Source organism: Microbulbifer litoralis (assembly GCF_023634065.1).
Lineage (GTDB): Bacteria > Pseudomonadota > Gammaproteobacteria > Pseudomonadales > Cellvibrionaceae > Microbulbifer > Microbulbifer litoralis.
The window spans coordinates 461,006-485,013 of record NZ_JALKCV010000002.1; the positions used below are offsets into that span (position 1 = coordinate 461,006).

Genomic DNA, 24,008 nt, shown 5'->3' on the forward strand with positions numbered 1-24,008 from the left:
CCCACTCGGATCCCGAATCTCTTCAAACCGCCTCCAGTACCTCCGGTTCCACCACATAGGGGCAGCAGCCCCGCGCTATATGGTCGATAAAATCCTGCTCGAATAAATCCAGTCCGCTCAATATCGGCGCCGCCGCGCCCGGCGCCAGCGCGCAGAAGGTATTACCCGGACCCATGCGCTGCGCCTGTTCGCGCAGTAGCTCCAGATCCTCCGGCAGCCCGTGTCCCCGCTCTATACGCTGCAGTATCTGCACCACCCAGGGCAGGCCATCGCGGCAGGGCGTGCACCAGCCGCAGGATTCGCGGGCAAAAAAGCGGGACAGGTTCAGTACCAGCCCGACCGGGCAGGTCCGATCGTCCACGACGATGATGGTGCCGGTCCCCATGCGGCTGCCGGCCTTGCCGATGGTGTCGTAGTCCATCGGCAGGTCCAGGTGTTGTGGGCCGAGAAAATCCGTGGAGCCGCCGCCGGGCAGGAAGCCTTTCAGTTTCAGGCCATCGCACAGGCCTCCGGCATGATGCTCGATGATCTGGCGAATCGGTGTTCCCATCGGCAGTTCCCAGGCGCCGGGGTTTCTGACCCTGCCGCTGACGCCGAATATCTTGCTGCCGGCGTCCTCGCCGCGACCGAGGTTTTTGTACCAGTCGATACCCAGGTCGACCAGGTGCGGGATATTGCACAGAGTCTCGACATTGTTGACCACCGTGGGTTTTCCCCAGAGCCCGCTGACCTGCGGAAAGGGCGGTTTGGCCCGGGGCAGTGCGCGCTTGCCCTCGAGTGCATTCAGCAGCGCGGTTTCCTCGCCGCAGATATAGTTGCCGGAACTGCGGTGCAGGTGGATTTCCAGGCTGAAGTCGCTGCCGTCGATATTGCTGCCCAACAACTTCTGTTGCCTGGCTTCCGCGATCGCGTTTTCCAGCCGTGCCGTGGCCAGGTGGTATTCGCCGCGAATGAATATATAGGCGGTGTGCGCGCCGATGGCGTAGGCGGCGATGATCATGCCCTCGATCAGCAGGTGCGGATCCCGCTCCATCAGCAGCCGGTCCTTGAAGGTGCCCGGCTCCATTTCATCGGCGTTGCACACCAGGTACTTGACCGGCGGTGCGTCGTCGCCGGCCGGCACAAAGCTCCACTTCAGGCCGGTATTGAAACCGGCACCGCCGCGGCCGCGCAGACCGCCGTCTTTTACTGTAGTGACGATATCGGCCGGTGCCATCCGCAGCGCCTTGCGCAAGCCGCGATAGCCGCCGTTGGCGCGGTAGCTGTCCAGGCTGGTGGCGACGTTTTCCGGGCCCATATTCTTGGTCAGCGGTTTAGTCAGGGAGTTGGTCTGCATCGGTAGTCTTGTGTTGTATTATTTTTTGCTCGATCCATTTGTCGATGGATTTCTCGGTGATGTTGTGGTGCACCTGTTCTCCCACCAGCATGACCGGCGCTTTATCGCAATCGCCCAGGCAGGGGGTTTCCAGCAGTGTGAAAATACCGTCTTCGCTGGTCTGGCCGGGTGCAATCTGCAGTCGGTTGCGGATATGCACCTGCAGCCTGCTGCATCCCATGATCCAGCAGCTGGCGCTCTTGCACAGCAGCATGACCTCCCTGCCCACCGGCTGGCGAAAGATCAGCTGGAAGTAAGTGGCGACACTCTCCAGCTGTGCGGGCGGTATCTCCAGGTAGTCGGAAACCGCCTGCAGGCTTTCATCGGAGACCCAGCCGCGGTGCTTCTGCACGATGCGCAGCGCCTCGAGTCCCACCGATGCCCTGTCTTCGTAGCGGGAGAACTCGCTGTCGATTTCACGCTTTTCCTCCTCGCTCAGTTCGGTGTCGGTGTTGCCCGGGGGCGTATTGCTTTGCTCCATTACTTCGACGGCTTTGATTTCGCTAAGGACTTCTGTTTCGCTGAAACTGTTCACGCTGTTTTCCCCTCCCGGTCACCGGTCCACATCAGCCATGACAAAATCGATGCTGGCGATGATTGCGATCAGGTCCGATACCAGCAGCCCGCGGGACATCAGGGGAATCATCTGCAGGTGCGGAAACGACGGTGTCCGTATCCGGTTGCGATAGGCATTGGTGCCGCCGTCGCTGACGATCTGGTAGCTGTTCAGCCCCTTGGTGGCCTCCACCGGGAAACAGACTTCGCCCACCGGCATTACCGGTCCCCAGCTGTTGTTGACGAAATGCTGGATCAGTGTCTCTATGTCGTGCATGGTGCCGGCCTTGCGCGGCGGCGTGGTCAACGGATGGTCGGATTTGTAGGGACCGCCCGGCATATTGTCGAGACACTGTCGAATAATGCGCAGGCTCTGGTGTATTTCCTCGACGCGCACACGGCAGCGATCAAAACAGTCTCCCCCATCATAGACCGGAATATCGAACTCGAACTGGTCGTAGCCGCTGTAGGGCCGGCGCTTGCGCAGGTCCCAGGCGAGGCCGGTAGCGCGCAGCCCCGGGCCGGTGATGCCCCAGTTGAGCGCCTCCCCGGTGTTGTAGACGCCGATGCCGCGGGTGCGTTTGCGCAGGATGCTGTTCTTGAGCACCATGCCTTCGTACTCGCGCAGGCGCGCGGGCATGTAATCGAGAAATTCGCGGATCATCCTGTCCCAGCCCTCCGGCAGGTCCTGGGCCACACCGCCGATGCGGAACCAGGCCGGATGCATGCGCCCGCCGGTGATCGCCTCGACGATACCGAACAGTTTTTCCCGATCGACGAACATATAGAAGACTGGCGACATCTGGCCCACGTCCTGGGCAAAGGTGCCGTAGAACACCAGGTGGCTGGCGATGCGGAAGAGCTCGCACAGCATCACGCGGATCGTCTGCGCCCGCGGCGGCACCTCAATACCGGCCAGCTGTTCCAGTGCCAGGACATAGGGCAGGTTGTTCATGACGCCGCCGAGGTAGTCGATGCGGTCGGTGTATGGCACATAGGTGTGCCAGGCCTGGCGCTCGGCCATTTTTTCCGCGCCGCGATGGTGGTAGCCGATATCCGGCACGGCGTCGACGATTTGCTCGCCATCCAGTTGCAGCGCGACGCGGAAAACGCCGTGCACGCTGGGGTGGTTGGGCCCTAGGTTCAGAAACATGAATTCGGCGCTGTCGCTGGCGCGGGCCATGCCCCATTCCTCGGGTTTGAACAGCAGCGCCTCCTGTTCAGTACGCTGCTTTTCCGCCGACAGCGTAAACGGATCCACTTCGGTGGCGCGGGCGTGGTGGTCCTTGCGCAGGGGATGCCCCTGCCAGGTCTGCGGCATCATGATGCGGCGCAGGTTCGGGTGGCCGATGAATTCGATACCGAACAGGTCCCAGATCTCGCGCTCGTACCAGTTGGCACAGGCCCAGACGGAAGTGGCGCTGGGCGCCGACAGACGCGACTCCGGCAGCGCGACCTTGATGCGTACAAACAGGTCCCGCTCCAGGGACAGCAGTTGGTAGACGAGGGTGAAATCGCTCTGCGGCTGTTTCAGTTCGCCCTCGCCACGGTTGAGGCGCAGCCGCTCGTCGATCGCGCTCAGGTCGTAGAGCATGGCGAAGGGCTGGGAGAGCTCGCTTTTCAGGAAGCGCAGCAGCGGCAGCAGTTCGCGCTGCCCGATCCACAGCGTGGGCAAATCCAGGCAATCCGGTTGCAGCCAGTAGCTGTCACCCACGCACTCTCTGCGCAGGTCGCCGATAAAGGCCTCGGCGGCCTCGCGGTAGGGGCTGGCTTTGTAAACGCTTTTGGCGATTACGTCTGGCATGGAGCTTTCCTGTTGCACTGTTTCTCCGCTTTCCGGCGGGTCAGACGGAATCCGGCGGCCGCAATTTCTCCGCACGCATCCGTTCGTCCCGGTGCAGGTCCCGCTGGCTGGGTTTTGGTACCTGCCTTACACCGTGATCCTCGACCACCCAGCTCAGGGCGCGGCGGTCCCTGGCAATGGAATCCTGCAGCAGGTTGAGCCCCTGCATCAGCGCCTCGGGCCGCGGCGGGCAGCCGGGAACGTAGACGTCCACGGGCATGAAGCGGTCCACGCCCTGAACCACACTGTAGATGTCGTACATACCGCCGGAGTTGGCGCAGGAGCCCATGGAAATGACCCAGCGCGGTTCCATCATCTGTTCGTAGAGGCGCTGCAGCACCGGGGCCATCTTGATGAACACGGTGCCGGAGATGACGATCAGGTCGGCCTGGCGCGGGGTGGCGCGAATGACTTCGGATCCGAAACGGGAGATGTCGTGACGGCTGGTAAAGGCGGTGGCCATTTCCACGTAGCAGCAGGAGAGCCCGAAGTTGAACGGCCACAGTGAGTTGGCGCGTCCCCAGGCCACCAGGTCCTCGAGTTTGGTCAGCAGGATATTTTTCCTGACTTCCTCGGAGAAGATTTCGCCTTCGGTGCGGCTCGAGTCGGCGGCGATCAGCTTGTTGCCTTCGTCTGCTCCGGTGAGCTGCCAGCGCATAGGGGGTCCTTATTGTTGTCGGTTTCTTTCCCGCAGGCTCAGTTGCCGGCCGCCCCAGTCGAGTGCCCCGAGACGCCACAGGTAAACCAGCCCTGCGAGCAGTATCAGGATAAAGATAGCGGCTTCGACAAATCCGGTGAGGCCGGTTTCGCGAAAGGCGACGGCCCAGCCGAACAGGTAGATGGCTTCCAGGTCGAAAACGATGAAGAGAATGGCGACGAGGTAGTAGGTGACGGACAGCCGCAGGCGGGCGCTGCCCTGGGAGACGATCCCGGATTCGTAGGGCTCGTCCGTGGCCGTGTCCCGCCGGCGCTGGCCGAGGACGTAGGACAGCCCCAGCATCAGCGCGATCAGCGCAATCACCGCCAGGCCGTAGACCAGCAGTGGCCAGATTGCCGTTTCCATCCGGGCTGGGTAATTCAACGCTCTCTCCCCGATCTGCTTTGGGAGCGCGGGGCGCTCAGGGTTCATCGCTGGTGGCGCTCAAACTGCGGGTTTGAGCGCGATAAAAGTACCGCAGGAAACTCTGACAGATTTTGCTGCCCGCCGGCGATTGGCTATAGGGATTTTCTGGTTTTCCCGGCAGTCTGACCGATGCGCCGGAGAGTTTCCGCAAGCTGGCACTGGAATTATTCTTCTGGTGGATTTCCGCGCGCAGACGCGAAACCTAATGATTTATAAATCTTTGCCGGCGATGGCGCCAGTCATCGGAAGGAACGTTTATTTCTTAATGTAATTATTCTTATGAGTGCTGATTCTGTGATAAATGACGTCAAGGAGAATTGAGCGCAATAAAAAAGGGGCCCGGGGCCCCTTTAAAACAATATCGTGCGCGGCGGAAGGCGCCACTGCCACAGCGTCAGAGCTGGCTGATTTCCTCCAGCTGTTGCTTGAGGCGTCCCTGGGCGTTCTGCATCTCCGCGAGCTTGTCCCGCTCCTTGGCGACTACCGCTTCCGGTGCTTTGTCGACGAACTTGGGATTGTTCAGTTTGCCTTCCACGCGCGCCAGGTCCTTGGTCAGTTTGTCGATTTCCTTCTGCAGTCGCGCGGTTTCCGCCGCCACATCGATCAGCCCGGCCATGGGGACCAGCAGTTCCTGGTCGCCGGACAGGGCGGTGGCGGAGGCCGGGGCACTGTCGCCGGATTCCAGTGTGGTGATGGATTCCAGGCTGGCGAGTTTCGTCAGCAGGCTGCGGGAGGCATCCAGCAGTTCGCGGTCCCTGTCCGAGCCGCCGCGCAGCAGCAGCGGAATTTTCCTGGCCGGGGAGATGTTCATCTCGCCGCGGATATTGCGCACACCCTCGATCACCTGTTTCAGCCAGGCGATGGCGGCCTCGGCATCGGCGTCGATCTTGTGCTCGTTCGCCTGTGGATAGGCTTGCAGCATGATGGTGTCACCGCTGACGCCGGCGAGTGTTTTGACACGCTGCCAGATTTCCTCGGTGATAAACGGCATCAGCGGGTGCGCCAGGCGCAGGATGGTTTCCAGTACGCGGATCAGGGTGCGGCGGGTACCTTTCTTGACGGCGTTGCTGGCGTTGTCGTCCCAGAGTACCGGTTTGGACAGTTCCAGGTACCAGCTGCAGTACTCGCCCCAGACGAAGTCGTACAGCGCCTGTGAGGCCAGGTCGAAGCGGTAGCTGTCCATTGCTTCCCGAATCGTGATCTCGGTGCGCTGCAGTTGGGAGATGATCCAGCGGTCGGCCAGGCTCAGCTCGAAGTCCTCGCCGCCGTCCTGGCCGCAATCGTGGCCCTCGCAGTTCTGCAGCACGTAGCGCGACGCGTTCCAGATTTTGTTGCAGAAGTTGCGGAAGCCCTCGATGCGGCCGACGTCGAAGCGAATATCGCGGCCGGTGGAGGCCAGCGAATAGTAGGTGTAGCGCAGCGCGTCGGTGCCGTAGGCGGCGATACCCTCGGGGAATTCCTTGCGGGTCTGCTTTTCGATCTTGTCGCGCAGGTGCGGCTGCATCATGCCGCTGGTGCGCTTCTGCACCAGGCTTTCCAGGTCGATGCCGTCGATCAGGTCGATCGGGTCGAGCACATTGCCCTTGGACTTGGACATCTTCTGCCCGTGGCTGTCGCGCACCAGGCCGTGCACATAGACGGTCTGGAAGGGCACTTCCTTCTTGAAGTACAGGGTCAGCATCATCATGCGCGCGACCCAGAAGAAGATGATATCGAAGCCGGTCACCAGCACGCTGGTGGGGTGGAAGGTGTTCAGCTCCGGGGTGTCTTCCGGCCAGCCGAGGGTGCCGAAGGTCCACAGGCCGGACGAGAACCAGGTGTCGAGTACGTCGTCGTCCTGGTTCAGTTCGATATCGCCGAGTTCATGCTTCTCGCGGACTTCCTGTTCCGAACGGCCCACATAGACATTGCCATCGTTGTCGTACCAGGCCGGAATGCGGTGGCCCCACCACAGCTGGCGGGAGATGCACCAGTCCTGGATGTCGCGCATCCAGGAGAAGTACATATTCTCGTAGTTTTTTGGCACGAAGTTGACGCGACCGTCCTCGACGGCCTTGATTGCATCCTCCGCCAGCGGCTGGGTCTTTACATACCATTGATCGGTCAGCCAGGGCTCGATAACGACGCCGGAGCGGTCGCCGCGCGGTACCTTCAAGGTGTGCGGTTCGGTCTTCTCAAGCAGGCCCAGCGCGTCCAGGTCGTCGACCACCTGCGAGCGCGCGGCGAAGCGTTCCATGCCGCGGTATTTTTCCGGCACGTTGTCGTTCAGGTTGGCGTCGGCGTCGAGGATGTTGATGATCTCGAGGTCGTGGCGCTGGCCCATCTCGTAGTCGTTGAAATCGTGGGCCGGGGTGATCTTCACGCAGCCGGTGCCGAACTCGCGGTCGACATAGTCGTCGCCGATAATCGGGATCTCGCGCCCGGCCAGCGGCAGCTTGATGCTCTTGCCGATCAGGTCTTTGTAGCGCTCGTCCTCCGGGTGCACCGCCACGGCGGTGTCGCCGAGCATGGTCTCCGGGCGGGTGGTGGCGACGACCAGGTGGCCGGAGCCGTCGGTAAGAGGGTAGCGGAAGTGCCACAGGTGGCCCTGTTCCTCCTCGTTCAGCACTTCCAGGTCGGAGATGGCGGTGTGCAGTTTCGGGTCCCAGTTCACCAGGCGCTTGCCGCGGTAGATAAGGCCGTCTTCATACAAGCGGACAAAGACCTCCTGCACGGCTTTGTAAAAGCCGTCGTCCATGGTGAAGCGCTCGCGGGACCAGTCCGGGCTGGCGCCGAGGCGCCGCAGCTGGCGGGTGATATTGCCGCCGGACTGTTCCTTCCACTCCCACACTTTCTCGATGAACTGGTCGCGGCCCAGTTCGTGGCGGGACTTGCCTTCCGCTGCCAGCAGCCGCTCGACCACCATCTGCGTGGCGATGCCGGCGTGGTCGGTGCCCACCTGCCACAGGGTGTTGTCGCCCTGCATGCGGTGGTAGCGGATCAGCGCGTCCATGATGGATTCCTGGAAGCCGTGGCCCATATGCAGGCTGCCGGTGACATTCGGCGGCGGGATCATGATGCAGTAGGGATCGGCGGCGGTGTCGCCGGAGGGCTTGAAGTAGCCGCTCTCTTCCCAGGTCTGGTACCACTGCTGTTCGATGGCGTTGGGCTGGTATGTCTTGTCCATACGGGTGGGGAAACCTTGTATCAATTCGGGGTCTGGCGCCTGCAGGATGCGCTGAAAAGGGCAGGGATTATCAAATATCGACTGTCAAATATCAAAAGACAAAGCGCCGCGGCGGCCCGCTTGCGACGTCGTTATGCGGTGTCTGTTCTCCGGGTTTAGCGGTCCCTGGCTTCCAGTTCGTCGACCATCCGCTCGATGCGCGCCCGCAACTGGCGCTCCAGCTCCGGCAACTGTTGGGCGACCAGCCGGTCGATCAGTTGCTGGCGCTGTCGCTGGCGGTCGGCGGCGGCTGTTGCGGCGCTGTCTGAATCGGCGCTGTCTGGATTGGTATTGTCGGACCCGGCAACGGTTTCGGTGTCGCCCTGTGGCAGTTCGTCTGCGGTGGGGGGCTCCGGTTCGACGGTGGGCGCTGCCTGTGGCTGTGCTGTTTCAGGTGCGTCCGCGGCGGTTTCGGGCTCGGGGCCCGCTTTCGGCATGCGGCCACCGGTCAGCCGGGCGCGGATATGGGCCGGCAGGAAGGGATTTTCCGCCGCGGCGGGGGGCTCGGGTTCGCCGAACAGCTCTCGCTGTTGCTCCTGTTCACCGGCGGGGCCGCTGTCCGCGGGCAGTTCCCGCAGCGGTTGCAGCAGCTTGCGGTCGGATTCGTCCAGCTCGGGTTTGTAGTCCTCGGGCAGTTCCTCGTCGACTGGCGAGAAGAGTATCGGCAGGTCGCTCTCATCCAGCGGTTCCTGCCGCGGCTGCGGCGCCTGCGCCGGCCGGCTATGGGGCGGGGGCTCCGGTTTGCCGGCGGCGGGGGCCGGTTCCGCCACCCGGTCGAGCAGGGGGATATCGCCAAGCGCTTCGCTGCCGAGCAGGTCGCGCAGTGAGTTGAGTTCGTCGAGAAGCTCGGTCGACTGCCCGGGCTGCTGCTGTCTGCGCTGTCTGTTCTTGTTTTTGCGACCGGACATTGCTTCTGAGGGCTGCGCCTGGGGTTAATTGCCAATACGGTGGGATTGTAACGGATATCCGCGGTTGCGAAAGTGACCGAATCGGGATCGCGACCGTTCCAGGGCCTGCGGCTGCTGCACGACGATTTCCGCCAGCCGCTCGAAGCGGCTGAACCAGCCGGGCACCTCGCTGCACAGGTTGATCAGCAGGCCGTGGTGCGGTCCGGGTTCCTCGCCGCAGTTGATTTCCACTGCCGCCCGCTGTTCGTCCCCCTGGGGCGCGTGGGGCAGGAAACTGTCCTCGCGGAAGGTCCACAGCAGCGCGTCCAGCTGTTCGGCCCGCTGGCGGTCGTCCACTGCCAGCAGCACGCGCATGCCGGCGCGGTGGGCCTTCTCGGCCAGGCGGCAGGCGAAGATATCGCCCTGGTGGTGTTGGTCGGACTGTAGGATGTAGAAATCGATGCGGGTCATTGGGCTGTCGTCTGGGGCATATTCAAGCTTTAAGGGTTGTTTTCCGGGCCCGACTGTAGGGTGCGCCGTGCGCACCGTTGACCGGCCGGTGCGCGCGGCGCACCCTACTGAGAGTCCCGAGTCCCGAGTCCCGAGTCCCGAGTCCCGAGTCCCGAGTCCCGAGTCCCGAGTCCCGAGTCCCGAGTCCCGAGTCCCGAGTCCCGAGTCCCGAGTCCCGTCATTTCCCCAACAAATACTCCAGCAACAGCGGCACCGGCCGCCCGGTGGCGCCCTTGGCGGCGCCGGAGTTCCAGGCGCTGCCGGCGATATCCAGGTGTGCCCAGTCGTAGTCCCTGGTGAAGCGCGACAGGAAGCAGGCGGCGGTGACGGAACCGGCCTCGCGGCCGCCGATATTCTGCATGTCGGCGAAGTTGGAATCCAGCATGGGCTGGTATTCGTCCCACAGCGGCATGTGCCAGGCGCGGTCGCCGGCGCGCTCGCCGGCGGCGATCAGGGATTTGGCCAGCTTGTCCTTGTTGGCGTAGAGGCCGGTGGCGTGGCTGCCGAGGGCGATCACGCAGGCGCCGGTGAGGGTGGCGACGTCGATCACGGTGGCCGGCTTGAACTTGGCGGCGTAGGTGAGGGCGTCGCAGAGTACCAGGCGGCCCTCGGCGTCGGTGTTGAGGATCTCGATGGTCTGGCCGGACATGGAGGTGACGATGTCACCGGGCTTGCTGGCGCGGCCGCTGGGCATATTCTCGGCGGCGGCCACCAGGCCCACCACGTTGATCGGCGCATCCATTTCCACCAGTGCGTTCATGACGCCGAAGACGCTGGCAGCGCCGCACATGTCGAATTTCATTTCATCCATGGCCATACCGGGTTTGAGGCTGATGCCGCCGGTATCGAAGGTGATGCCCTTGCCCACCAGCACGACCGGTTTGTCCTTGGCCTTGCCGCCCTTGTACTGCATGGCAATCATCGCCGGCGGCTCGTCGCTGCCCTTGGAGACGCTCAGGAAGGCGCCCATGCCGAGAGACTGCATTTTTTTCTCGTCGAGCACGGTGGTGGTGAGATTTGTGTGTTTTTTCGCCAGTTCGCGCGCCTGTCCCGCCAGGTACTGGGGCGTGCAGATATTGCCGGGCAGGTTGCCCAGTTCGCGCGCGACGTTGCTGCCCAGCGCCTGGCCTTCACCGAACTCGACGCCGCGCTTGACCGCCGTGAGTTGTTTGCGGTCCGCCGCGTGCACGGTGAACTTCTTCAGCGGATTCGCCGTGGCTTCGCTCAGGCAGCGGGTGAACTTGTAGGTGGCGAGGCCGGCGGCCAGGGCCAGTTGCTGTGCCTGCCAGCGGTTGTCGGCGTCGGTGACTTCCACCTCGGTGAGGTAGCTGGTGGCGTCCTTGAAGCCTTTTACCGCCTCGGCACTGGCTTTGGCCATTTTGCGGAATTCGGCCTGGCTGAGCACGCCGTCATTGGCGCGCACCAGCAGCACGCGCTCCGCGGGGCCCTCGACCTGGTTGAGGAGCAGGGTGCTGCCGACTTTTCTGCCCAGGTCGCCGCGCTTGAGGATCTTGCCGATGGCGCCGCCACAGGCTTTGTCCAGCGCATCGCCGCTGTTGCTGAGGCGATTCTTGGCGTCTGCGGTGATGATGGCACAGGCGCTGCGCTGTTTGCTGATATCGGTGACCTTGGCAGTAAACTGCATATTTCCTTCCCTTATCTTGCAATTGGAACGACGAAATCAAATCGGCTTGTGGCCGAGACATCGAAGAGAATTTTCGCGATAATGCGCCGCACAAGTTTAACCCGACGGCTGCCGGATTGCTGTACCGGGAGCGCATCCGGGGAGATGAAAATCCCCGCCGGGGGGCGCCGGAGTGTGCGGATGCGGGCCCGGTGCAGCGCAAATGGCCCGGCCCGGGCGGGAAACTTGCTCATTTTTGATCCAGAATTCACCACACCGCAGTCACCAAGGAATTCGTTCATCCCGTGATTATTTTCCGCTATCTCTGCCGCGAGCTGCTTTACGCCACGCTGGCAGTCAGCGCTGTCCTGTTGCTGATGGTGATGAGCGGTCGCTTCGTGAAGTACCTGGCATCGGCCGCGGCCGGGGATCTCTCGGCCGGTATCCTTTTCCCGGTGATGGGTTACCGCCTGCCCGGTTTCCTGGAAGTGCTGCTGCCGATGGGCTTTTTCCTCGGCATCCTGCTCGCCTACGGGCGCTTCTACATCGAGAGCGAGATGACGGTGCTGCACGCCTGTGGTTTCAGCGAGCGGCGGCTGCTGGGTTACACCATGGTGCCGGCACTGCTGATGGCGCTGGTGGTGGCGGCCATGAGTCTCTACTTCGCGCCCACCGGCATCGAGCGCGCGTCCGGGCTGCTGACCGCCGACAAATCGCGCAACGAATTCGATCACCTGGTGCCGCGCAAGTTTGTGACCACCGAGGGTGGGCGCGCGGTCTACTACGCGGACTCGCTCAGCGATGACAAATCCACCATGCACGATGTGTTCCTGGCCGAGCTGGGGGCCTCCGGTGCGGATACCGAGAGCGATCGCCAGATCGTGATCGTGGCCAGCGAGGGGGTGCAGCAGGTAGACCCGGACACCGGGCTGCGCTACCTGGTGCTGCGGGACGGCTATCGCTACGAGGGTGTGCCGGGCCAGCGCGACTACCGCTTGATGGAGTTTTCCAGCTACGAACAACTGCTCGATGTGCCGTCGCTGCGGCGCAAGGAGAGCGACAGGATCGAATCCGCCTCCACCCTGGAGCTGATGCGCAGCGATGTGCGCGAGGAGCGCGCCAACCTGCACTGGCGCTTCAGCCTGCCGGTGCTGGTGCTGGTGGTGGCGGTACTGGCGGTGCCGCTCAGCCGCACCAATCCGCGCCAGGGGCGCTATGTGAAGATGATCCCGGCGGTGCTGCTGTATATCGTCTACCTCTACAGCCTGATGTGGGTGCGCGGCGCCGTCGAGGACGGCAAGCTGCAGAATCCGGCCGCCATCTGGCTGGTGCACCCGCCGTTTCTGATCCTGGGACTGGTGCTGCTCGGCGGACGCGGTTTCCGGCGCCGCCCCAGGCGGCCGACAGCGGGAGGTGGGCAGTGAACAAGCTCGATCGTTACATCGGTCGCTCGGTGGCCTCGGCCATTGTCGCGGTGCTGCTGGTGATTCTCGGCCTGGACCTGATCTTCGCCTATATCGACGAGATGGGTGACCTGAGCGAGAGCTACCGGGCGGCGGATATCCTGCGCTACCTGCTGTGGACACTGCCGGCCGGCGTGTACGAGTACCTGGGTTTCGCCGCCCTGGTCGGGTGCCTGATCGGCCTGGGGACGCTGGCCAGCACCAGCGAGCTGACGGTGATGCGCGCGGCGGGCATGTCGGTGGCACGTATCACCTGGTCGGTGATGAAACCGGTGCTGCTGATCATCTTCCTGGGTCTGGCACTGGCGGAGTTCGTCATCCCCCATACCAGCCAGTCGGCGGAAAAATTCAAGGCGATGGCGACCGGTGAGCTGGAGGGTGCCGGCCTCGACCAGGGGCTGTGGATGACCGAAGGGGGTGAGTTTGTGCACTTCAATGCGGCCCTGCCCGGCGGTGAGCTGTTCGGGGTCACCCGCTACCGTTTCGGTGAACAGCGCAACCTGGAGCGGGTGGTCTTTTCCGAGCGCGGCGTGTTTGACGGTGGCCGGTGGCTGCTGCAGAACAACCGCGCCACCACCTTCACCGAGGAGCGTGCCAGCAGCGGGGTGGAGTCGCGCAGTATCTGGGAGACGGATATCTCCCCGAATCTCTTCTCGCTGGTGGTCCCCCTGCCGTCGGACCTGTCGCCGCGCAATCTCTGGGCCTACGGCAAGTTTCTCGATACCAAGGGGCAGGACTCCAGCCGCTACTGGCTGCAGTTCTGGAAGAAGGTGCTGCAGCCGTTGACCATCGCCAGCCTGGTGATGGTTGCCATCTCCTTCATCTTCGGCCCGCTGCGGGAAGTGACCACCGGCCTGCGCGTCTTTACCGGCGTCATCGTCGGTATCGTCTTCCAGACGGTCCAGGACATGCTCGGCCCCAGCTCTGTGGTTTTCGGCTTTCCGCCGCTGATCGCGGTGCTGCTGCCTGTGGTGATGTGTTTCGGGCTGGGATGGGTGCTGCTGAAAAGGGCGCGTTAGCGGCCGGGAACAGGTCGAGCGCGGCGCCCCTTGCCGTTTTCTGGCTATTTTTTCGGCAGCAGTCGCACCTGCGATCCCGACACCAGGTCGTGCCAGCTGGCGCGGTCGGTGCGGGTCAGGCCCCAGAAGTAGCCGGCGCCGAAGCAGGCCAGCGAAACCGGGGCCGCCAGGATGCGCAGGGCGCATTGGCGCCAGCTGAGCTGTACGCCGTCGGGCGAGGCCAGCAGCAGCCGCCAGGCGCGCATACCGATGGTCTGCCCGGCGGCGCGCCAGGACCAGGTAAAGTAACCCGCGATCACCGCCAGCGCCCCCAACTGGAACAGCGGCCCGCTGACGCAGGGGTTGTAGTCCAGCTCTTCCGGCTGGCAGTTCAGGCCCACCACCGCCGAGGCCACCAGCATGGCCACGAAGCCGTACACCATCAGCAGGCCCATCAGGATCAGGCTGTCGTAGACCAGCGCCGCCAGGCGACGGCCGACACCGGCGAAGGGCAGCCCGGTAAAGGTGGAGGCAGCAGGGGATGAATTGGATTGGCTCACGGCAATCTCCGCCAGGGGAATTGGCGGAGATTCTAACAAAAGCCGCGGGGCGGTTCAGAATTCGTATTCAAACGAGAATTTGAATTTCTCTCCCGACAGGCGCATGTCGTAGTCGAACGACTTGCCGATCTTGCCCTTGCCGGTGGCGTAGCGCATCAGGGCATTGCTCTTCGAGCGCTTGTGCTGCTCGCGGTAGGTCTTCCAGCCCATCTTCAGGATTTCGTTCAGCGCCTTGCCGCCCGTGGTAGGCTCGAACTCGCTCGGGTGCGTGTGCATCTGCAACCACTGGTAGTTCAGGCGGCGCTGAACCGATCCCATGGAGTTGTTGCGCAGGTTGTCCGCCGCCTCGTAGAGGGCGGCGTTGTCCATGCCGAAGGCGCTGTCGACGAAGAAGGCGTTGTCGGCCTCGAGATTCAGGGCGCTGCTGGAGTCGGGGATGAACAGGTCGTCGGCGAGGCAACTGCCGGAAATGGGCAATACGAGGAGGGTAAACACAACAGACAGGTGTTTGCTGGGACGGAAACGATAACTACAGAGTTCCATTGGATCTACCCCGGGTGTCTACTTCTTTGACCGAACGATCGCTTGGCAACCGTTGAATTTATTATGGTTCACCCTCTAGTGACTTGTTGTATCTCACAGGTCTGTCGCACTTGGCAACCTGAATTTGTGGACATTTGGCGAAAGCCGGTCAATTGTCTGCAGCCCGCATCAGCTCTGGGCTTTTTTATTGTTGTCGATCTCCGTTCGGCGGTGTGCTGGCGAACGCCAAAGTTTTTTATAGCCGCGGGCAGGCGCGGATTCCCCTGTAATGACAACTTGATCTAGTCCGCTTGATGATCCGACATTAACGGAAGGATGGACTTTGCGGTCATTATTCCCTGTGTGTATTTGTGCCAGACGGCTTATATTTGAAAGTTTCCGACGCCAGCCGCTGTGGTAGCGCGCCCGCTTTCGGAACTCGCTCTCCGACATTTGTTGACAGCGCTGTCTTTTTCGCTAAGGTGGCGGAGACTGACAAAGACAATAAGAGCCCGCCCATGATCCGTATCCCCGTTCTGGCCACCATTGCCCTCAGCGCCCTGCTGTGCGCCTGTAGCGACCCGCAGTCCGGCAGCGGAGAAGCCGCGGACAAAACGGCCGCTGCGGCTGAGCGTATCGCGCGCCATTTCTCCATTTCCCAGGAAGTGCTCAGCAACTTCCAGGGCGTCGACCGGGCGCTGCGCGCCGAATGCAAGCGCGCCGGTGGCGGCGGGGCCATCTGCTCCAGCTACCGGATTTCCCTGACCAACGAGGGGCCGGCGATCGCCGCCGGCGAGCGGGACTGGACCCTCTATTTCCACAGCGTGCGCCGCACCTTCCGCCTGTTGAACCGGGACGATTTCGACCTGCAGCGGGTGCAGGGCGACCTGCACCGCCTGGCACCGAACGACCGTTTCACCGGTATCGGTGCCGGCGAGACGCTGGAGCTGGATCTGCTGGCCGAGAACTGGTTCCAGTTCGAGTCCGACTTCATGCCGCGCCTGTTTGTGGTGGACGCCGTGGGTGAGGCCCATGTCATCGAATCCACCGATACCGACAGCCTAGCCGGGCTGGTAAAACCCATCGGTACCAACGACCCGGACAACTGGAAGCGCACCGCCGACGACGCCAATGTACTGGCCACTGCCGCCAGCCGCTACGCCGACTTCAGTGCCCACGGGCCCTTCGATGGCGACGATTGGCGCGCGCGCATTATTCCGCAGCCGCTGCAGAGCGAAACCACCGGCGAGCCGGTGCTGCTGGAGACCGGTATCGCCGTCGATGCCGGCCCGCTCGACAGCCGCAGCCTGCACGCCTTCCGCCAGCGCCTGGAGCGGCTGCAACTGGCGCCGGTCGGCCCCGGTGCCTACGCGGTGACGGTCCGGATCGACGCCGATGGCTTTGACGGGGACACCGCGGGTGCCTATCGGCTGGAGACCGGCGAGCGCAGTGCGACCATCGTCGGCGCCGACCAGGCCGGTGCTTTCTACGGCCTGCAATCGCTGCTGGCACTGGTGGATATCGACAGCCGCACGCTGGCACAGGTGACCATTGAAGACGCGCCGCGCTTCGATCACCGCGGCCTGTTCCTGGACGTGGGGCGCAATTTCCACAGCAAGGCGCTGGTGCTGAAGCTGCTGGACCAGATGGCCGCCTACAAGCTCAACCGTTTCCATTTTCACCTGTCCGACGACGAGGGCTGGCGCCTGGAAATTCCCGGCCTGCCGGAACTGACCGAGGTAGGCAGCCGGCGCTGTTTCGACCTGGATGAAAACCGCTGCCTGCTGCCGCAACTGGGCTCCGGCCCCGATACCAACAACAACGGCAGCGGCCATTTCAGCGTCGATGACTATATCGAGATCGTCCGCTATGCCGCCGCGCGCCATATCGAGGTGGTGCCGGAATTCGATATGCCGGCCCACGCCCGCGCCGCCGTGGTATCCATGGAGGCCCGCTATCGCAGGCTGAAAGACCGGGCGCCGCAGAAAGCGGAGGAATACCGCCTGATTGATCCGCAGGACGATACCCGCTATCTGTCCGTGCAGTACTACGACGACAGCTATATCAACCCCTGTATCGATTCCACCTACCGCTTTGTCGGCAAGGTGATCGACGAGGTCAAGGCGATGCACGCAGCCGCCGGCCAGCCTCTGGCCACCTGGCACTTCGGCGGCGACGAGGCAGTCAATATCCTCGCCGGCGGCGCTTTCGAGGCGGCGCCGGGCGACGACCCGGACAAGGGCGATGTGCCGGCAGCGGCGCGCAAACACCCCTGGAGCAACTCGCCCCGCTGCGAAGAACTGATCGCCGCCGGCGAAGTGGACTCCATCGATGAACTGGGTGAGTACTACGCCAGGCGCGTCAGCGGGCTGGTGGACGCCGCCGGTATCCCCACCATGGCCGCCTGGAACGACGGCGTGAAGGCGATCGACAACGCCGCCGGGGAACTGGCCACGGAGCACAACTACGTCAACTCCTGGGCGCCGCTGTTCTGGGGCGGTGGCGACGAGAGCCGGCATTTTGCCGAGGCCGGTTTCGACCTGGTGCAGTCCCACTCGGACTTTCTCTACTTCGACATGCCCTACGAGGTGGATCCGCGGGAGAGCGGCTACTACTGGGCCTCGCGCTATATCGATACCGCGAAAACCTTCAGCTACGCCCCGCTGAACACGGCGCAGCTGGCCGAAGTTTCCACCGACCGCGACGGCAATGCCTGGTCTGCGGCGTCGGCCGGGCCAGCGCTGGCCGAGCGGGTCCGGGGTATCCAGGGGCAACTGTGGAGCGAAGTGGTGCGCACCGACGCCCGCGTGGAGTACCAGATATTCCCGCGGCTGCTGGCGCTGGCCGAACGTGCCTGGCACCGGGCCGGCTGGGAGCTGCCGCCGGTGAAAGGGCAGAAATTCTCCGCCGACACCGATGCCGTGGACAAAGCCGCGCTGGCGGCGGACTGGAAGGGCTTCGCCGCTGCGCTGGGTCGCAAGGAACTGCGCAAGCTGGATCTCGGCGGTGTCGGTTACCGCATCCCGGTGCCCGGTGCCGCAGTGCGCGGCGATGCGCTGAAAACGGCCATGCCGTACCCGGGGCTGGCGCTGGAATACTTTGACGGCGACGCCTGGCAACCGCTGGTCGGGGACACCCCAGCGGGGTCCGTACAGGCAGTGCGCGCCCGCAGTGCCGACGGCGCGCGCGCCGGCCGCGCGGTGACATTGGCGCGCTCGACGGAGGCGGCGCGGCGCTGACCGCCGCCGGGAAACGCACGGGTTATCGCGGGCTGCCGCACAGGATCAGGGAGGCGGGCCGTCCGCTTTCCGGGTGCAGTGGCTCCCGCAATTCCACCACCGGCAGGCCGCTGCGCGCGAACAGTTCCACCCAACTGCCCAGCGTGCGGAAGTACCAGGGTGCCGGCTCGCTGAATTCGCCGCCGAGCCCGGCCCAGCTGCCCGGTCGCCAGCCGTCCCGGTAGTCCCCCTCGCCACACGCCTCCAGCGGGTGCAGTGTCTGTACCAGGAGGTGTCCGCCCGGATTCAACAGGCCGGGCGCTGCGGCAAACAGCCGTTCGACGGTTTCCTTCCCCAGCAGCGAGAAGTTGCATACCAGCAGATCGAAGCGCCGGGACAGCGCTCCGCCGGCGAGGGCCTCGTAGCTGAGTCGGCGGTATGCCTCTCCGGGCCCCGCGCGCCGCTGCGCCGCCTGCACCAGTTCCGGCACAGCATCCACACCCAGCACCTCCATGCCGCAGCCGGCCAGTATCCGTGACAGCCAGCCCTCGCCGCAGCCGACGTCCAGCAGTGTGGCCGGATTCTGCGCCCGCGCGGCGGCTACAATTGCAGCGTCGGTAACCAGCCTTCGGCTGGCGATGGAGGCGCTGTCGATGGCGCGGACCCAGGGCGCTGCGTTGCGGTGCCAGCTTTGCAGGATTTTTCTGTCGCTGAATTCGGAATCGCTCATGGTTTGTGCGTCTCGCTGTCTGTGCCCGCGGAGCCTGTGAGTGTACCGTCTGGGCGATTGAGAAAAGAGAAGAAGAGATAACGCTATGCCCCGACAGATGGTATTCGACTATGTGATCGTCGGCGGCGGTTCCGCCGGCTGTGTGCTGGCCAACCGCCTGAGCGCCGACGAGCAGCACCGTGTCTGTGTACTGGAGGCGGGGCCTGCAGATCGCAGTTTGTTGATTCAGATGCCGGCCGGTGTCGGCTACCTGGTACCGGGCACCGGCTACAACCGGCATTTCCATACCGAACCGCAGACACAGTTGAAGGGTCGGCGGCTTTTCTGGCCGCGGGGCCGCACCCTCGGCGGCAGCAGCTCGATCAACGCAATGATTTATACCCGCGGCAACGGCGCCGACTACGACGCCTGGGAGGCCGCGGGCAATCCCGGCTGGGGCTGGCGCGACCTGCTGCCGTACTTCCTGCTGTCGGAGGGCAATGAGCGCGGCAGCGATGCGCACCACAGTGGCTACGGACCGCTCACCGTATCCGACCTGAAGTGGAAATCGGAGGCCGGGCGCGCCTTTGTGCGCGCCGCGCAAGCCGCGGGCCACCGCCTGAACAACGATTTCAACGGCGGCCAGCAGGGCGGTGTCGGCTTCTACCAGGTGACGCAGAAACACGGCCGCCGCTGCTCCGCCGCCAGCGCCTATCTGCACCCGGTCAAGAATCGCCCCAACCTGAGTGTGTTTACCGGCCGGCAGGTGGCGCGGCTGTTGTTCCGGGGCGATCGGGTGACCGGCGTCGAACTGTTGGGTGGCAGGCGCATTCTCGCCAATCGCGAGGTGCTCCTGTGTGGCGGCGCGGTGCAGTCGCCGCAGTTGCTGATGCTGTCCGGCATCGGCCCGGAGGAGGAACTGAAGCGGCAGGGTATCCTGCTCCAGGCGCACCTGCCCGGGGTTGGCAGGAACCTGCAGGACCATCTCGATATCGTGCAGGTGGAAGAGGCCTCGCGGGCGATTACCTTTTCCGATTCCCTCTGGCCCAAGTTCAGGACGGCGCTGCGGCTGCCGGAGTTCCTGCTTACCAATCGCGGGCCCCTGACCAGCAACGTGGCCGAGGCGGGCGGCTTTGCCAGTTCCAGTTGCGCCGGCCTGCACCCGGATATCCAGTTCCACCTATGTGCGGCGCCGGTATTCCGGCACGGGCTGGAAAAGCCGGAGGGATTCGGCTATTCGCTGCACGCCTGCGCACTGCGCCCGCGCAGCCGCGGCGAAATCACGCTGGCCAGCGGCGATCCGCGGCAGCCGCCGCTGATCCAGCCGAACTACCTGGGCGAGCGCGAGGATATGCAGGTCATGGTGGAGGGGTTCAAGATGGCGCGGGAAATCCTCGAGCAGGAAGCCCTGGTCCGCCACCGCAAGCGCCGCTGGAGCCCGGCGAAAAAACTGAAGAATCGCCGCGCGATCGAGAATTTTATCCGCGCTCACGCGGAGACCATCTATCACCCTGTCGGCAGCTGTAAAATGGGATGCGATGAGATGGCGGTGGTGGACAGTGAGCTCAAAGTCCGGGGTGTCGATGGACTGCGCGTGGTGGACGCCTCCATAATGCCCACCCTGATTAGCGGCAACACCAATGCGCCGGTGATTGCGATCGCGGAAAAAGCCGCGGCGATGATCCTGGGCAGGGCTGCCGCGTCCCCTGAATCGAAGGAAGTCCTGGAAAGCGAATGATCTGGCAATGTCCCCTTTGCCAATTGCCGTTGCAGTTGAGCGACAGCCACTGGCACTGTGCCAACCGACACAGTTTCGACTGCGCCCGCGAGGGATACGTCAACCTGTTGCCGGTGAACCGCAAGCGCAGCCGCGAGCCGGGGGATACGGCGGAAATGCTGCGGGCGCGGCGGCGCTTTCTCGAGGCCGGGCACTACCGGCCGCTGGTGGATGCGATTGCGGCGCTGATGCCCTACGCGGCCGGTCGCCAGCTACTGGACATCGGTTGCGGTGAGGGGTATTACGCGCGGCGGCTGCAGGCCGCCGGCTGGCCGGCCGCGGCACTGGCCGGTGTGGACATATCCAAGGCCGGTGTCCGCATGGCAGCGAAAAGCCAGCCCGGTGCCCAGTTTGTGGTGGCGGGCAGCTACGACCTGCCGCTGGCGCGGGACAGTGTCGATCACCTGCTGCGCGTGTTTGCGCCCGCCGCGGATGCGGAGATGCACCGGGTCGTCAATCCGGGGGGCTCGCTGCTGGACGTGGCGCCCGGGCCCGAACACCTGTGGTCACTGAAAACCGCCCTCTACGGCGAGCCGCGCCGGCACGCGCCGCCAAAGGCCGTCGAGGGCTTCGCTCCGGAAGTGGAGATGCGCTGCTGTTTTCCACTGCGTATCGAGGGGCCGGAGGCGATCGCGGATTTCCTCGCCATGACACCCTTCGCCTGGAAGGGCCACAGTGATGAGCGGCGGGAACTGGAGGAGCGGGAGATCCTGCGGCTGGAGGCGGATTTCGTTATACGCCGCCTCGTCTGTCAAAAATAAGGGCTTTTGCCCACAGGGTGCGCAGTGCGCACCGTCGACCAGCGGTGCGCGCGGCGCACCCTACCAAGTGGAAATTATGGCAACCCCGAGAGATTACGGATTCATGCGCCGCGCGCTGGAACTGGCGGAGATCGCCGGTGAACGCGGCGAGGTGCCGGTGGGTGCGGTGCTGGTGCGCGACGGGCAGGTGATCGGCGAGGGCAGCAACCGCCCGATCGGCAACTGCGATCCCAGCGCCCACGCGGAAATCGTCGCCCTGCGCCGCGCCGCGGAGCGGGAGCAGAATTACCGCCTGCCCGGCACCACCCTCTACGTTACCATCGAGCCCTGTACCATGTGCTTCGGCGCACTGGTGCACGCCCGGGTCAACCGCCTGGTATACGGCGCCGGCGAGCCCCGCGCCGGCGCCGTGGCGAGCCGTCTGCAACTGGCGCAGGCAGACTTTTTCAATCACAGCATCGCGGTGGAGGAGGGGCTGATGGCCGAGGAGGCCAGTGCCCTGGTAAAAGCGTTTTTTGCCGGCCGCCGCTGAGGCCGGATCGGGGGAGGCATGCTGGTAGCGATACTGCTCAACAGCTTTCTGGTGGCGGCGGTGGTGGTGATTCACCACGAGTCGTTGAACTACCTGTTCCGAGTGGGGCAGAAAGTCTCGGTGCGACGCAACCTGGCGCTGCTGGTCGGCGTGTTTGGTGCCCTGATTGCGCATGTGGTGGAGATGTGGCTTTTTGCACTGGGTTATTTCTTTATGGTCCACTCGGACCGCTTCCAGACCCTCAGTGGGAATTTCGACGGCAGCCTGACCGACTGTGCCTACTTTTCGTTTACCACCTACACCTCCCTCGGTTTCGGCGATATAGAGCCGCTCGGCTACCTGCGCTTCACGGCCGGCCTGGAGGCGCTGACCGGCCTGGTGATGATCACCTGGACCGCGTCGTTCATGTTCCTGAAAATGCAGCGCTACTGGCGGTTTTCCGACTGAGGGGGTTTTGATACCACCTGGGTCAGGCGGATATCCCCCAGTTCGATATCGCCTTCCTGCCCCGCGTTGACGCCGTGGTGGCTGTCGGTAATCCAAAGCAACTGGCCCTTGCCGTCCTCGATCCGCGCCGACACGGAGTAACTGTGGCGCGGATCCAGGTCACCATCGCTCACCTGCAGGGAGAAGGGGATGGGGACCTGCCGGTTTTCCAGTTCCACGACCTCTTCCGCCAGTACCGCGGCGGGGGCGTCGGCCAGGGATACGTCCAGCAACTGCACGGTGGCCCGGGCCTCGGGCGGCAGTGCGATACGCTGCAGGTAGACCAGGCGCCCGCTGACCTTTACCGGGTCCCCTTCGCTTTGCATGGATTGTCCCGGTTCGCGGACTTCCTTTTCATCCTGCTGCGGGTCGGTGCCCGGCCCGGGGCTTTTGTCCTGCTGGCAAGCGGCGAGAGGAATCAATAGTAGGGCCGCGAGGGCGTATGACAGCAGGGGGCGGGTGGAGAGGTGACTGGTGTTTGCCATGGTGGTTCCCTGTCTTCTGGTCTGTGCAAAAAGTATTGACGCTCTGTGACCCGGCGGTGATGCGCGAGTTCCGCCAACGGATGCGCAATCTGCTAGACTGGCCCGCCGGCGGCCGGGGCCCGGTAGCAGTTTAGATGGTGGATGCGAGTTGTGATGAAACATGAGTTGATCAAGATGGCGCTGATTCTCGGCCTGCTGAGTTGCGTCGGCCCCTTTGCCATCGACATGTACCTGCCGGCGCTGCCGCTGATGGCGGAGAGCTTCGGCGCGCCCGTGGAGGCGGCGCAGTATACGCTGATGGCCTTCTTTATCGCGTTCGGTGTCTGCCAGCTGTTCTACGGTCCGGCGTCGGACATGTTCGGGCGCAAGCCGCCACTGTATTTCGGCCTGATCCTGTTTGCGCTGGCATCTGTCGGCTGCGCCCTGGCGCCGACCATCGAGTGGCTGATCGCGCTGCGCTTCGTGCAGGGGGTGGGGGCCGCCTCGGTGATGTCGATCCCGCGCGCCATTATCCGCGACCGCTATACCGGCACCCGCGCCACCCGGCTGATGACCACGGTGATGCTGGTGATTTCCATTTCCCCGATGCTGGCGCCGCTCGCCGGCAGCGCCCTGATCGGCCCCTTCGGCTGGCCGTCGGTCTTTATCGCGGTGACGCTGGCGACGATACTGAGCCTGTTGCTGGCCGGCTTCGGCCTGCCGGAGACTCTCGCGCCGGCCGATCGTGTGCCTTTCCGGTTCGACGCCATGCTGCAGGCTTTCCGCACGCTGCTCTGCGATGCCGGCTTTATGGGCCTGACGCTGATCGGCGGATTGGGGATGGCCAGCTTTTTCGTATTCCTGTCCACGTCATCCTTTCTGTACACGGAATACTACGGCCTGAGCTCGACCCAGTTCAGCCTGGCCTTTGCGCTGAATGCGCTGGGTTTTTTCACCACCAGCCAGTTCGCCGCCAACCTGGGCGAGCGTTTTGGCCCGGTACCGGTGGTCAGGTGGGCGGTGACCGGTTTTGTCGTCAGTGCCTCGGCCATGTGCGCACTGGTCGCGGCCGGCTTCGACAGCTTTGCCCTGTTGGTGGCGATGCTGCTGCTCAGCAATTCCTTCCTGGGCCTGGTGGTCCCCACCTCGATGGTGCTGTCACTGGACGATCACGGCCCCATTGCCGGCACCGCCGCCGCGCTCGGCGGCGCCCTGCAGATGCTGGTCGGGGCGGTGGCCATCGTGCTGGCCAGCCTGGTGTTCGACGGCACGCCGTTGCCGTTGGTGGCGAGTATTGCCGCCTGTGGGATCCTGGCGAAAATCCTGTCACTGGTGACATTGCGACGGGAGAATGGCTTGGTGGTTGAGTCTTGATCTATTGTATATGAGGTTGTTT

22 protein-coding genes are annotated in these 24,008 nt (G+C 63.9%); 8 read left to right on the forward strand and 14 right to left on the reverse strand.

What is annotated here, in order from left to right; genetic code table 11:
- Window positions 1-22 precede the first annotated feature (22 nt).
- The 10 genes from nuoF to MWN76_RS05385 all read right to left on the reverse strand — a co-directional run bounded on the left by nuoF (window position 23) and on the right by MWN76_RS05385 (window position 11,424).
- Complete coding sequence (gene nuoF, locus MWN76_RS05340) at window positions 23-1,336, reverse strand: NADH-quinone oxidoreductase subunit NuoF (RefSeq protein ID WP_250459954.1); 1,314 nt, start codon at window positions 1,334-1,336, stop codon at window positions 23-25.
- Complete coding sequence (gene nuoE, locus MWN76_RS05345) at window positions 1,314-1,910, reverse strand: NADH-quinone oxidoreductase subunit NuoE (protein WP_250459956.1); 597 nt, start codon at window positions 1,908-1,910, stop codon at window positions 1,314-1,316. Before nuoE ends, nuoF begins: the two co-directional genes overlap by 23 nt.
- A gap of 18 nt (window positions 1,911-1,928) precedes the next feature.
- Window positions 1,929-3,734, reverse strand: coding sequence for an NADH-quinone oxidoreductase subunit C/D (gene nuoC / locus MWN76_RS05350; RefSeq protein ID WP_250459958.1), 1,806 nt, complete (start codon window positions 3,732-3,734; stop codon window positions 1,929-1,931).
- Window positions 3,735-3,774: 40 nt separating this feature from the next.
- Complete coding sequence (locus MWN76_RS05355) at window positions 3,775-4,431, reverse strand: NADH-quinone oxidoreductase subunit B (RefSeq protein ID WP_345780052.1); 657 nt, start codon at window positions 4,429-4,431, stop codon at window positions 3,775-3,777.
- A 9-nt stretch (window positions 4,432-4,440) separates the two neighbouring features.
- Entirely contained in the window at window positions 4,441-4,854 is a 414-nt protein-coding gene (ndhC, locus tag MWN76_RS05360; protein ID WP_425606593.1) for an NADH-quinone oxidoreductase subunit A, read from the reverse strand.
- 436 nt (window positions 4,855-5,290) lie between these two features.
- The gene (locus MWN76_RS05365) at window positions 5,291-8,062 is read right to left on the reverse strand and encodes a valine--tRNA ligase (protein WP_250459960.1); all 2,772 of its coding nucleotides are present in this window, start codon (window positions 8,060-8,062) and stop codon (window positions 5,291-5,293) included.
- 155 nt (window positions 8,063-8,217) lie between these two features.
- A complete protein-coding gene (locus MWN76_RS05370) occupies window positions 8,218-9,009 on the reverse strand; it encodes a hypothetical protein (RefSeq protein WP_250459962.1) in 792 nt (263 codons plus the stop codon).
- Between the two features lie 24 nt (window positions 9,010-9,033).
- A complete protein-coding gene (locus tag MWN76_RS05375; protein WP_250459964.1) occupies window positions 9,034-9,459 on the reverse strand; it encodes a DNA polymerase III subunit chi in 426 nt (141 codons plus the stop codon).
- Window positions 9,460-9,676: 217 nt separating this feature from the next.
- Window positions 9,677-11,143: a leucyl aminopeptidase gene (locus tag MWN76_RS05380; RefSeq protein WP_250459966.1), complete on the reverse strand. Its 1,467-nt coding sequence runs from the start codon at window positions 11,141-11,143 to the stop codon at window positions 9,677-9,679.
- Window positions 11,144-11,154: 11 nt separating this feature from the next.
- Window positions 11,155-11,424 carry a hypothetical protein gene (locus MWN76_RS05385; protein WP_250459967.1) on the reverse strand — a complete coding sequence of 90 codons (270 nt, stop codon included), beginning with the start codon at window positions 11,422-11,424 and terminating at the stop codon, window positions 11,155-11,157.
- A 3-nt stretch (window positions 11,425-11,427) separates the two neighbouring features.
- Between MWN76_RS05385 and lptF the strand changes: the two genes are divergently transcribed.
- Both lptF and lptG read left to right on the forward strand, forming a co-directional pair.
- On the forward strand, window positions 11,428-12,546 hold the full coding sequence (gene lptF / locus MWN76_RS05390; RefSeq protein ID WP_250459969.1) for an LPS export ABC transporter permease LptF: 1,119 nt from the start codon (window positions 11,428-11,430) through the stop codon (window positions 12,544-12,546).
- On the forward strand, window positions 12,543-13,604 hold the full coding sequence (gene lptG / locus MWN76_RS05395) for an LPS export ABC transporter permease LptG (protein WP_250459972.1): 1,062 nt from the start codon (window positions 12,543-12,545) through the stop codon (window positions 13,602-13,604). Before lptF ends, lptG begins: the two co-directional genes overlap by 4 nt.
- Window positions 13,605-13,648: 44 nt before the next feature.
- Here lptG and MWN76_RS05400 read toward each other — a convergent pair whose 3' ends face one another.
- Window positions 13,649-14,143 (reverse strand): RDD family protein, encoded by a 495-nt coding sequence (locus MWN76_RS05400; RefSeq protein ID WP_250459974.1) that lies wholly within the window; start codon window positions 14,141-14,143, stop codon window positions 13,649-13,651.
- A 54-nt stretch (window positions 14,144-14,197) separates the two neighbouring features.
- Window positions 14,198-14,638: a hypothetical protein gene (locus tag MWN76_RS05405; RefSeq protein WP_250459976.1), complete on the reverse strand. Its 441-nt coding sequence runs from the start codon at window positions 14,636-14,638 to the stop codon at window positions 14,198-14,200.
- Between the two features lie 545 nt (window positions 14,639-15,183).
- Here MWN76_RS05405 and MWN76_RS05410 point away from each other — a divergent pair.
- A complete protein-coding gene (locus MWN76_RS05410) occupies window positions 15,184-17,904 on the forward strand; it encodes a family 20 glycosylhydrolase (RefSeq protein ID WP_250459977.1) in 2,721 nt (906 codons plus the stop codon).
- A gap of 22 nt (window positions 17,905-17,926) precedes the next feature.
- Here MWN76_RS05410 and MWN76_RS05415 read toward each other — a convergent pair whose 3' ends face one another.
- Complete coding sequence (locus tag MWN76_RS05415) at window positions 17,927-18,613, reverse strand: class I SAM-dependent methyltransferase (protein ID WP_250459979.1); 687 nt, start codon at window positions 18,611-18,613, stop codon at window positions 17,927-17,929.
- A gap of 85 nt (window positions 18,614-18,698) precedes the next feature.
- Here MWN76_RS05415 and MWN76_RS05420 point away from each other — a divergent pair, with 85 nt between their 5' ends.
- From MWN76_RS05420 to MWN76_RS05435, 4 genes are all read left to right on the forward strand, one after another.
- Complete coding sequence (locus MWN76_RS05420) at window positions 18,699-20,330, forward strand: GMC family oxidoreductase (RefSeq protein WP_250459981.1); 1,632 nt, start codon at window positions 18,699-18,701, stop codon at window positions 20,328-20,330.
- The gene (locus MWN76_RS05425) at window positions 20,327-21,130 is read left to right on the forward strand and encodes a putative RNA methyltransferase (RefSeq protein WP_250459982.1); all 804 of its coding nucleotides are present in this window, start codon (window positions 20,327-20,329) and stop codon (window positions 21,128-21,130) included. Before MWN76_RS05420 ends, MWN76_RS05425 begins: the two co-directional genes overlap by 4 nt.
- 76 nt (window positions 21,131-21,206) lie before the next feature.
- The gene (tadA, locus tag MWN76_RS05430; RefSeq protein WP_250459984.1) at window positions 21,207-21,662 is read left to right on the forward strand and encodes a tRNA adenosine(34) deaminase TadA; all 456 of its coding nucleotides are present in this window, start codon (window positions 21,207-21,209) and stop codon (window positions 21,660-21,662) included.
- A gap of 18 nt (window positions 21,663-21,680) precedes the next feature.
- Window positions 21,681-22,109: an ion channel gene (locus MWN76_RS05435; protein WP_250459985.1), complete on the forward strand. Its 429-nt coding sequence runs from the start codon at window positions 21,681-21,683 to the stop codon at window positions 22,107-22,109.
- Here MWN76_RS05435 and MWN76_RS05440 read toward each other — a convergent pair.
- Window positions 22,088-22,633 carry a YbaY family lipoprotein gene (locus MWN76_RS05440; protein WP_250459987.1) on the reverse strand — a complete coding sequence of 182 codons (546 nt, stop codon included), beginning with the start codon at window positions 22,631-22,633 and terminating at the stop codon, window positions 22,088-22,090. The genes MWN76_RS05435 and MWN76_RS05440 overlap by 22 nt on opposite strands.
- 153 nt (window positions 22,634-22,786) lie before the next feature.
- Between MWN76_RS05440 and MWN76_RS05445 the strand changes: the two genes are divergently transcribed.
- Window positions 22,787-23,986, forward strand: a complete 1,200-nt coding sequence (locus MWN76_RS05445) for a multidrug effflux MFS transporter (RefSeq protein WP_250459989.1) — start codon at window positions 22,787-22,789, stop codon at window positions 23,984-23,986.
- The last annotated feature ends 22 nt before the right edge of the window (window positions 23,987-24,008 follow it).

Excerpts from the sequence above, each read along its gene's own strand:
- MWN76_RS05370 (WP_250459962.1), bottom strand. The coding sequence starts at position 9,009 with ATGTCCGGTCGCAAAAACAAGAACAGACAGCGCAGACAGCAGCAGCCC.
- nuoF (WP_250459954.1), bottom strand. The coding sequence starts at position 1,336 with ATGCAGACCAACTCCCTGACTAAACCGCTGACCAAGAATATGGGCCCG.
- MWN76_RS05425 (WP_250459982.1), top strand. The coding sequence starts at position 20,327 with ATGATCTGGCAATGTCCCCTTTGCCAATTGCCGTTGCAGTTGAGCGAC.
- MWN76_RS05415 (WP_250459979.1), bottom strand. The coding sequence starts at position 18,613 with ATGAGCGATTCCGAATTCAGCGACAGAAAAATCCTGCAAAGCTGGCAC.
- MWN76_RS05385 (WP_250459967.1), bottom strand. The coding sequence starts at position 11,424 with ATGAACGAATTCCTTGGTGACTGCGGTGTGGTGAATTCTGGATCAAAA.
- MWN76_RS05435 (WP_250459985.1), top strand. The coding sequence starts at position 21,681 with ATGCTGGTAGCGATACTGCTCAACAGCTTTCTGGTGGCGGCGGTGGTG.
- MWN76_RS05410 (WP_250459977.1), top strand. The coding sequence starts at position 15,184 with ATGATCCGTATCCCCGTTCTGGCCACCATTGCCCTCAGCGCCCTGCTG.
- MWN76_RS05355 (WP_345780052.1), bottom strand. The coding sequence starts at position 4,431 with ATGCGCTGGCAGCTCACCGGAGCAGACGAAGGCAACAAGCTGATCGCC.
- MWN76_RS05365 (WP_250459960.1), bottom strand. The coding sequence starts at position 8,062 with ATGGACAAGACATACCAGCCCAACGCCATCGAACAGCAGTGGTACCAG.
- MWN76_RS05380 (WP_250459966.1), bottom strand. The coding sequence starts at position 11,143 with ATGCAGTTTACTGCCAAGGTCACCGATATCAGCAAACAGCGCAGCGCC.
- MWN76_RS05420 (WP_250459981.1), top strand. The coding sequence starts at position 18,699 with ATGCCCCGACAGATGGTATTCGACTATGTGATCGTCGGCGGCGGTTCC.
- MWN76_RS05440 (WP_250459987.1), bottom strand. The coding sequence starts at position 22,633 with ATGGCAAACACCAGTCACCTCTCCACCCGCCCCCTGCTGTCATACGCC.
- MWN76_RS05445 (WP_250459989.1), top strand. The coding sequence starts at position 22,787 with ATGAAACATGAGTTGATCAAGATGGCGCTGATTCTCGGCCTGCTGAGT.
- MWN76_RS05375 (WP_250459964.1), bottom strand. The coding sequence starts at position 9,459 with ATGACCCGCATCGATTTCTACATCCTACAGTCCGACCAACACCACCAG.
- tadA (WP_250459984.1), top strand. The coding sequence starts at position 21,207 with ATGGCAACCCCGAGAGATTACGGATTCATGCGCCGCGCGCTGGAACTG.
- nuoC (WP_250459958.1), bottom strand. The coding sequence starts at position 3,734 with ATGCCAGACGTAATCGCCAAAAGCGTTTACAAAGCCAGCCCCTACCGC.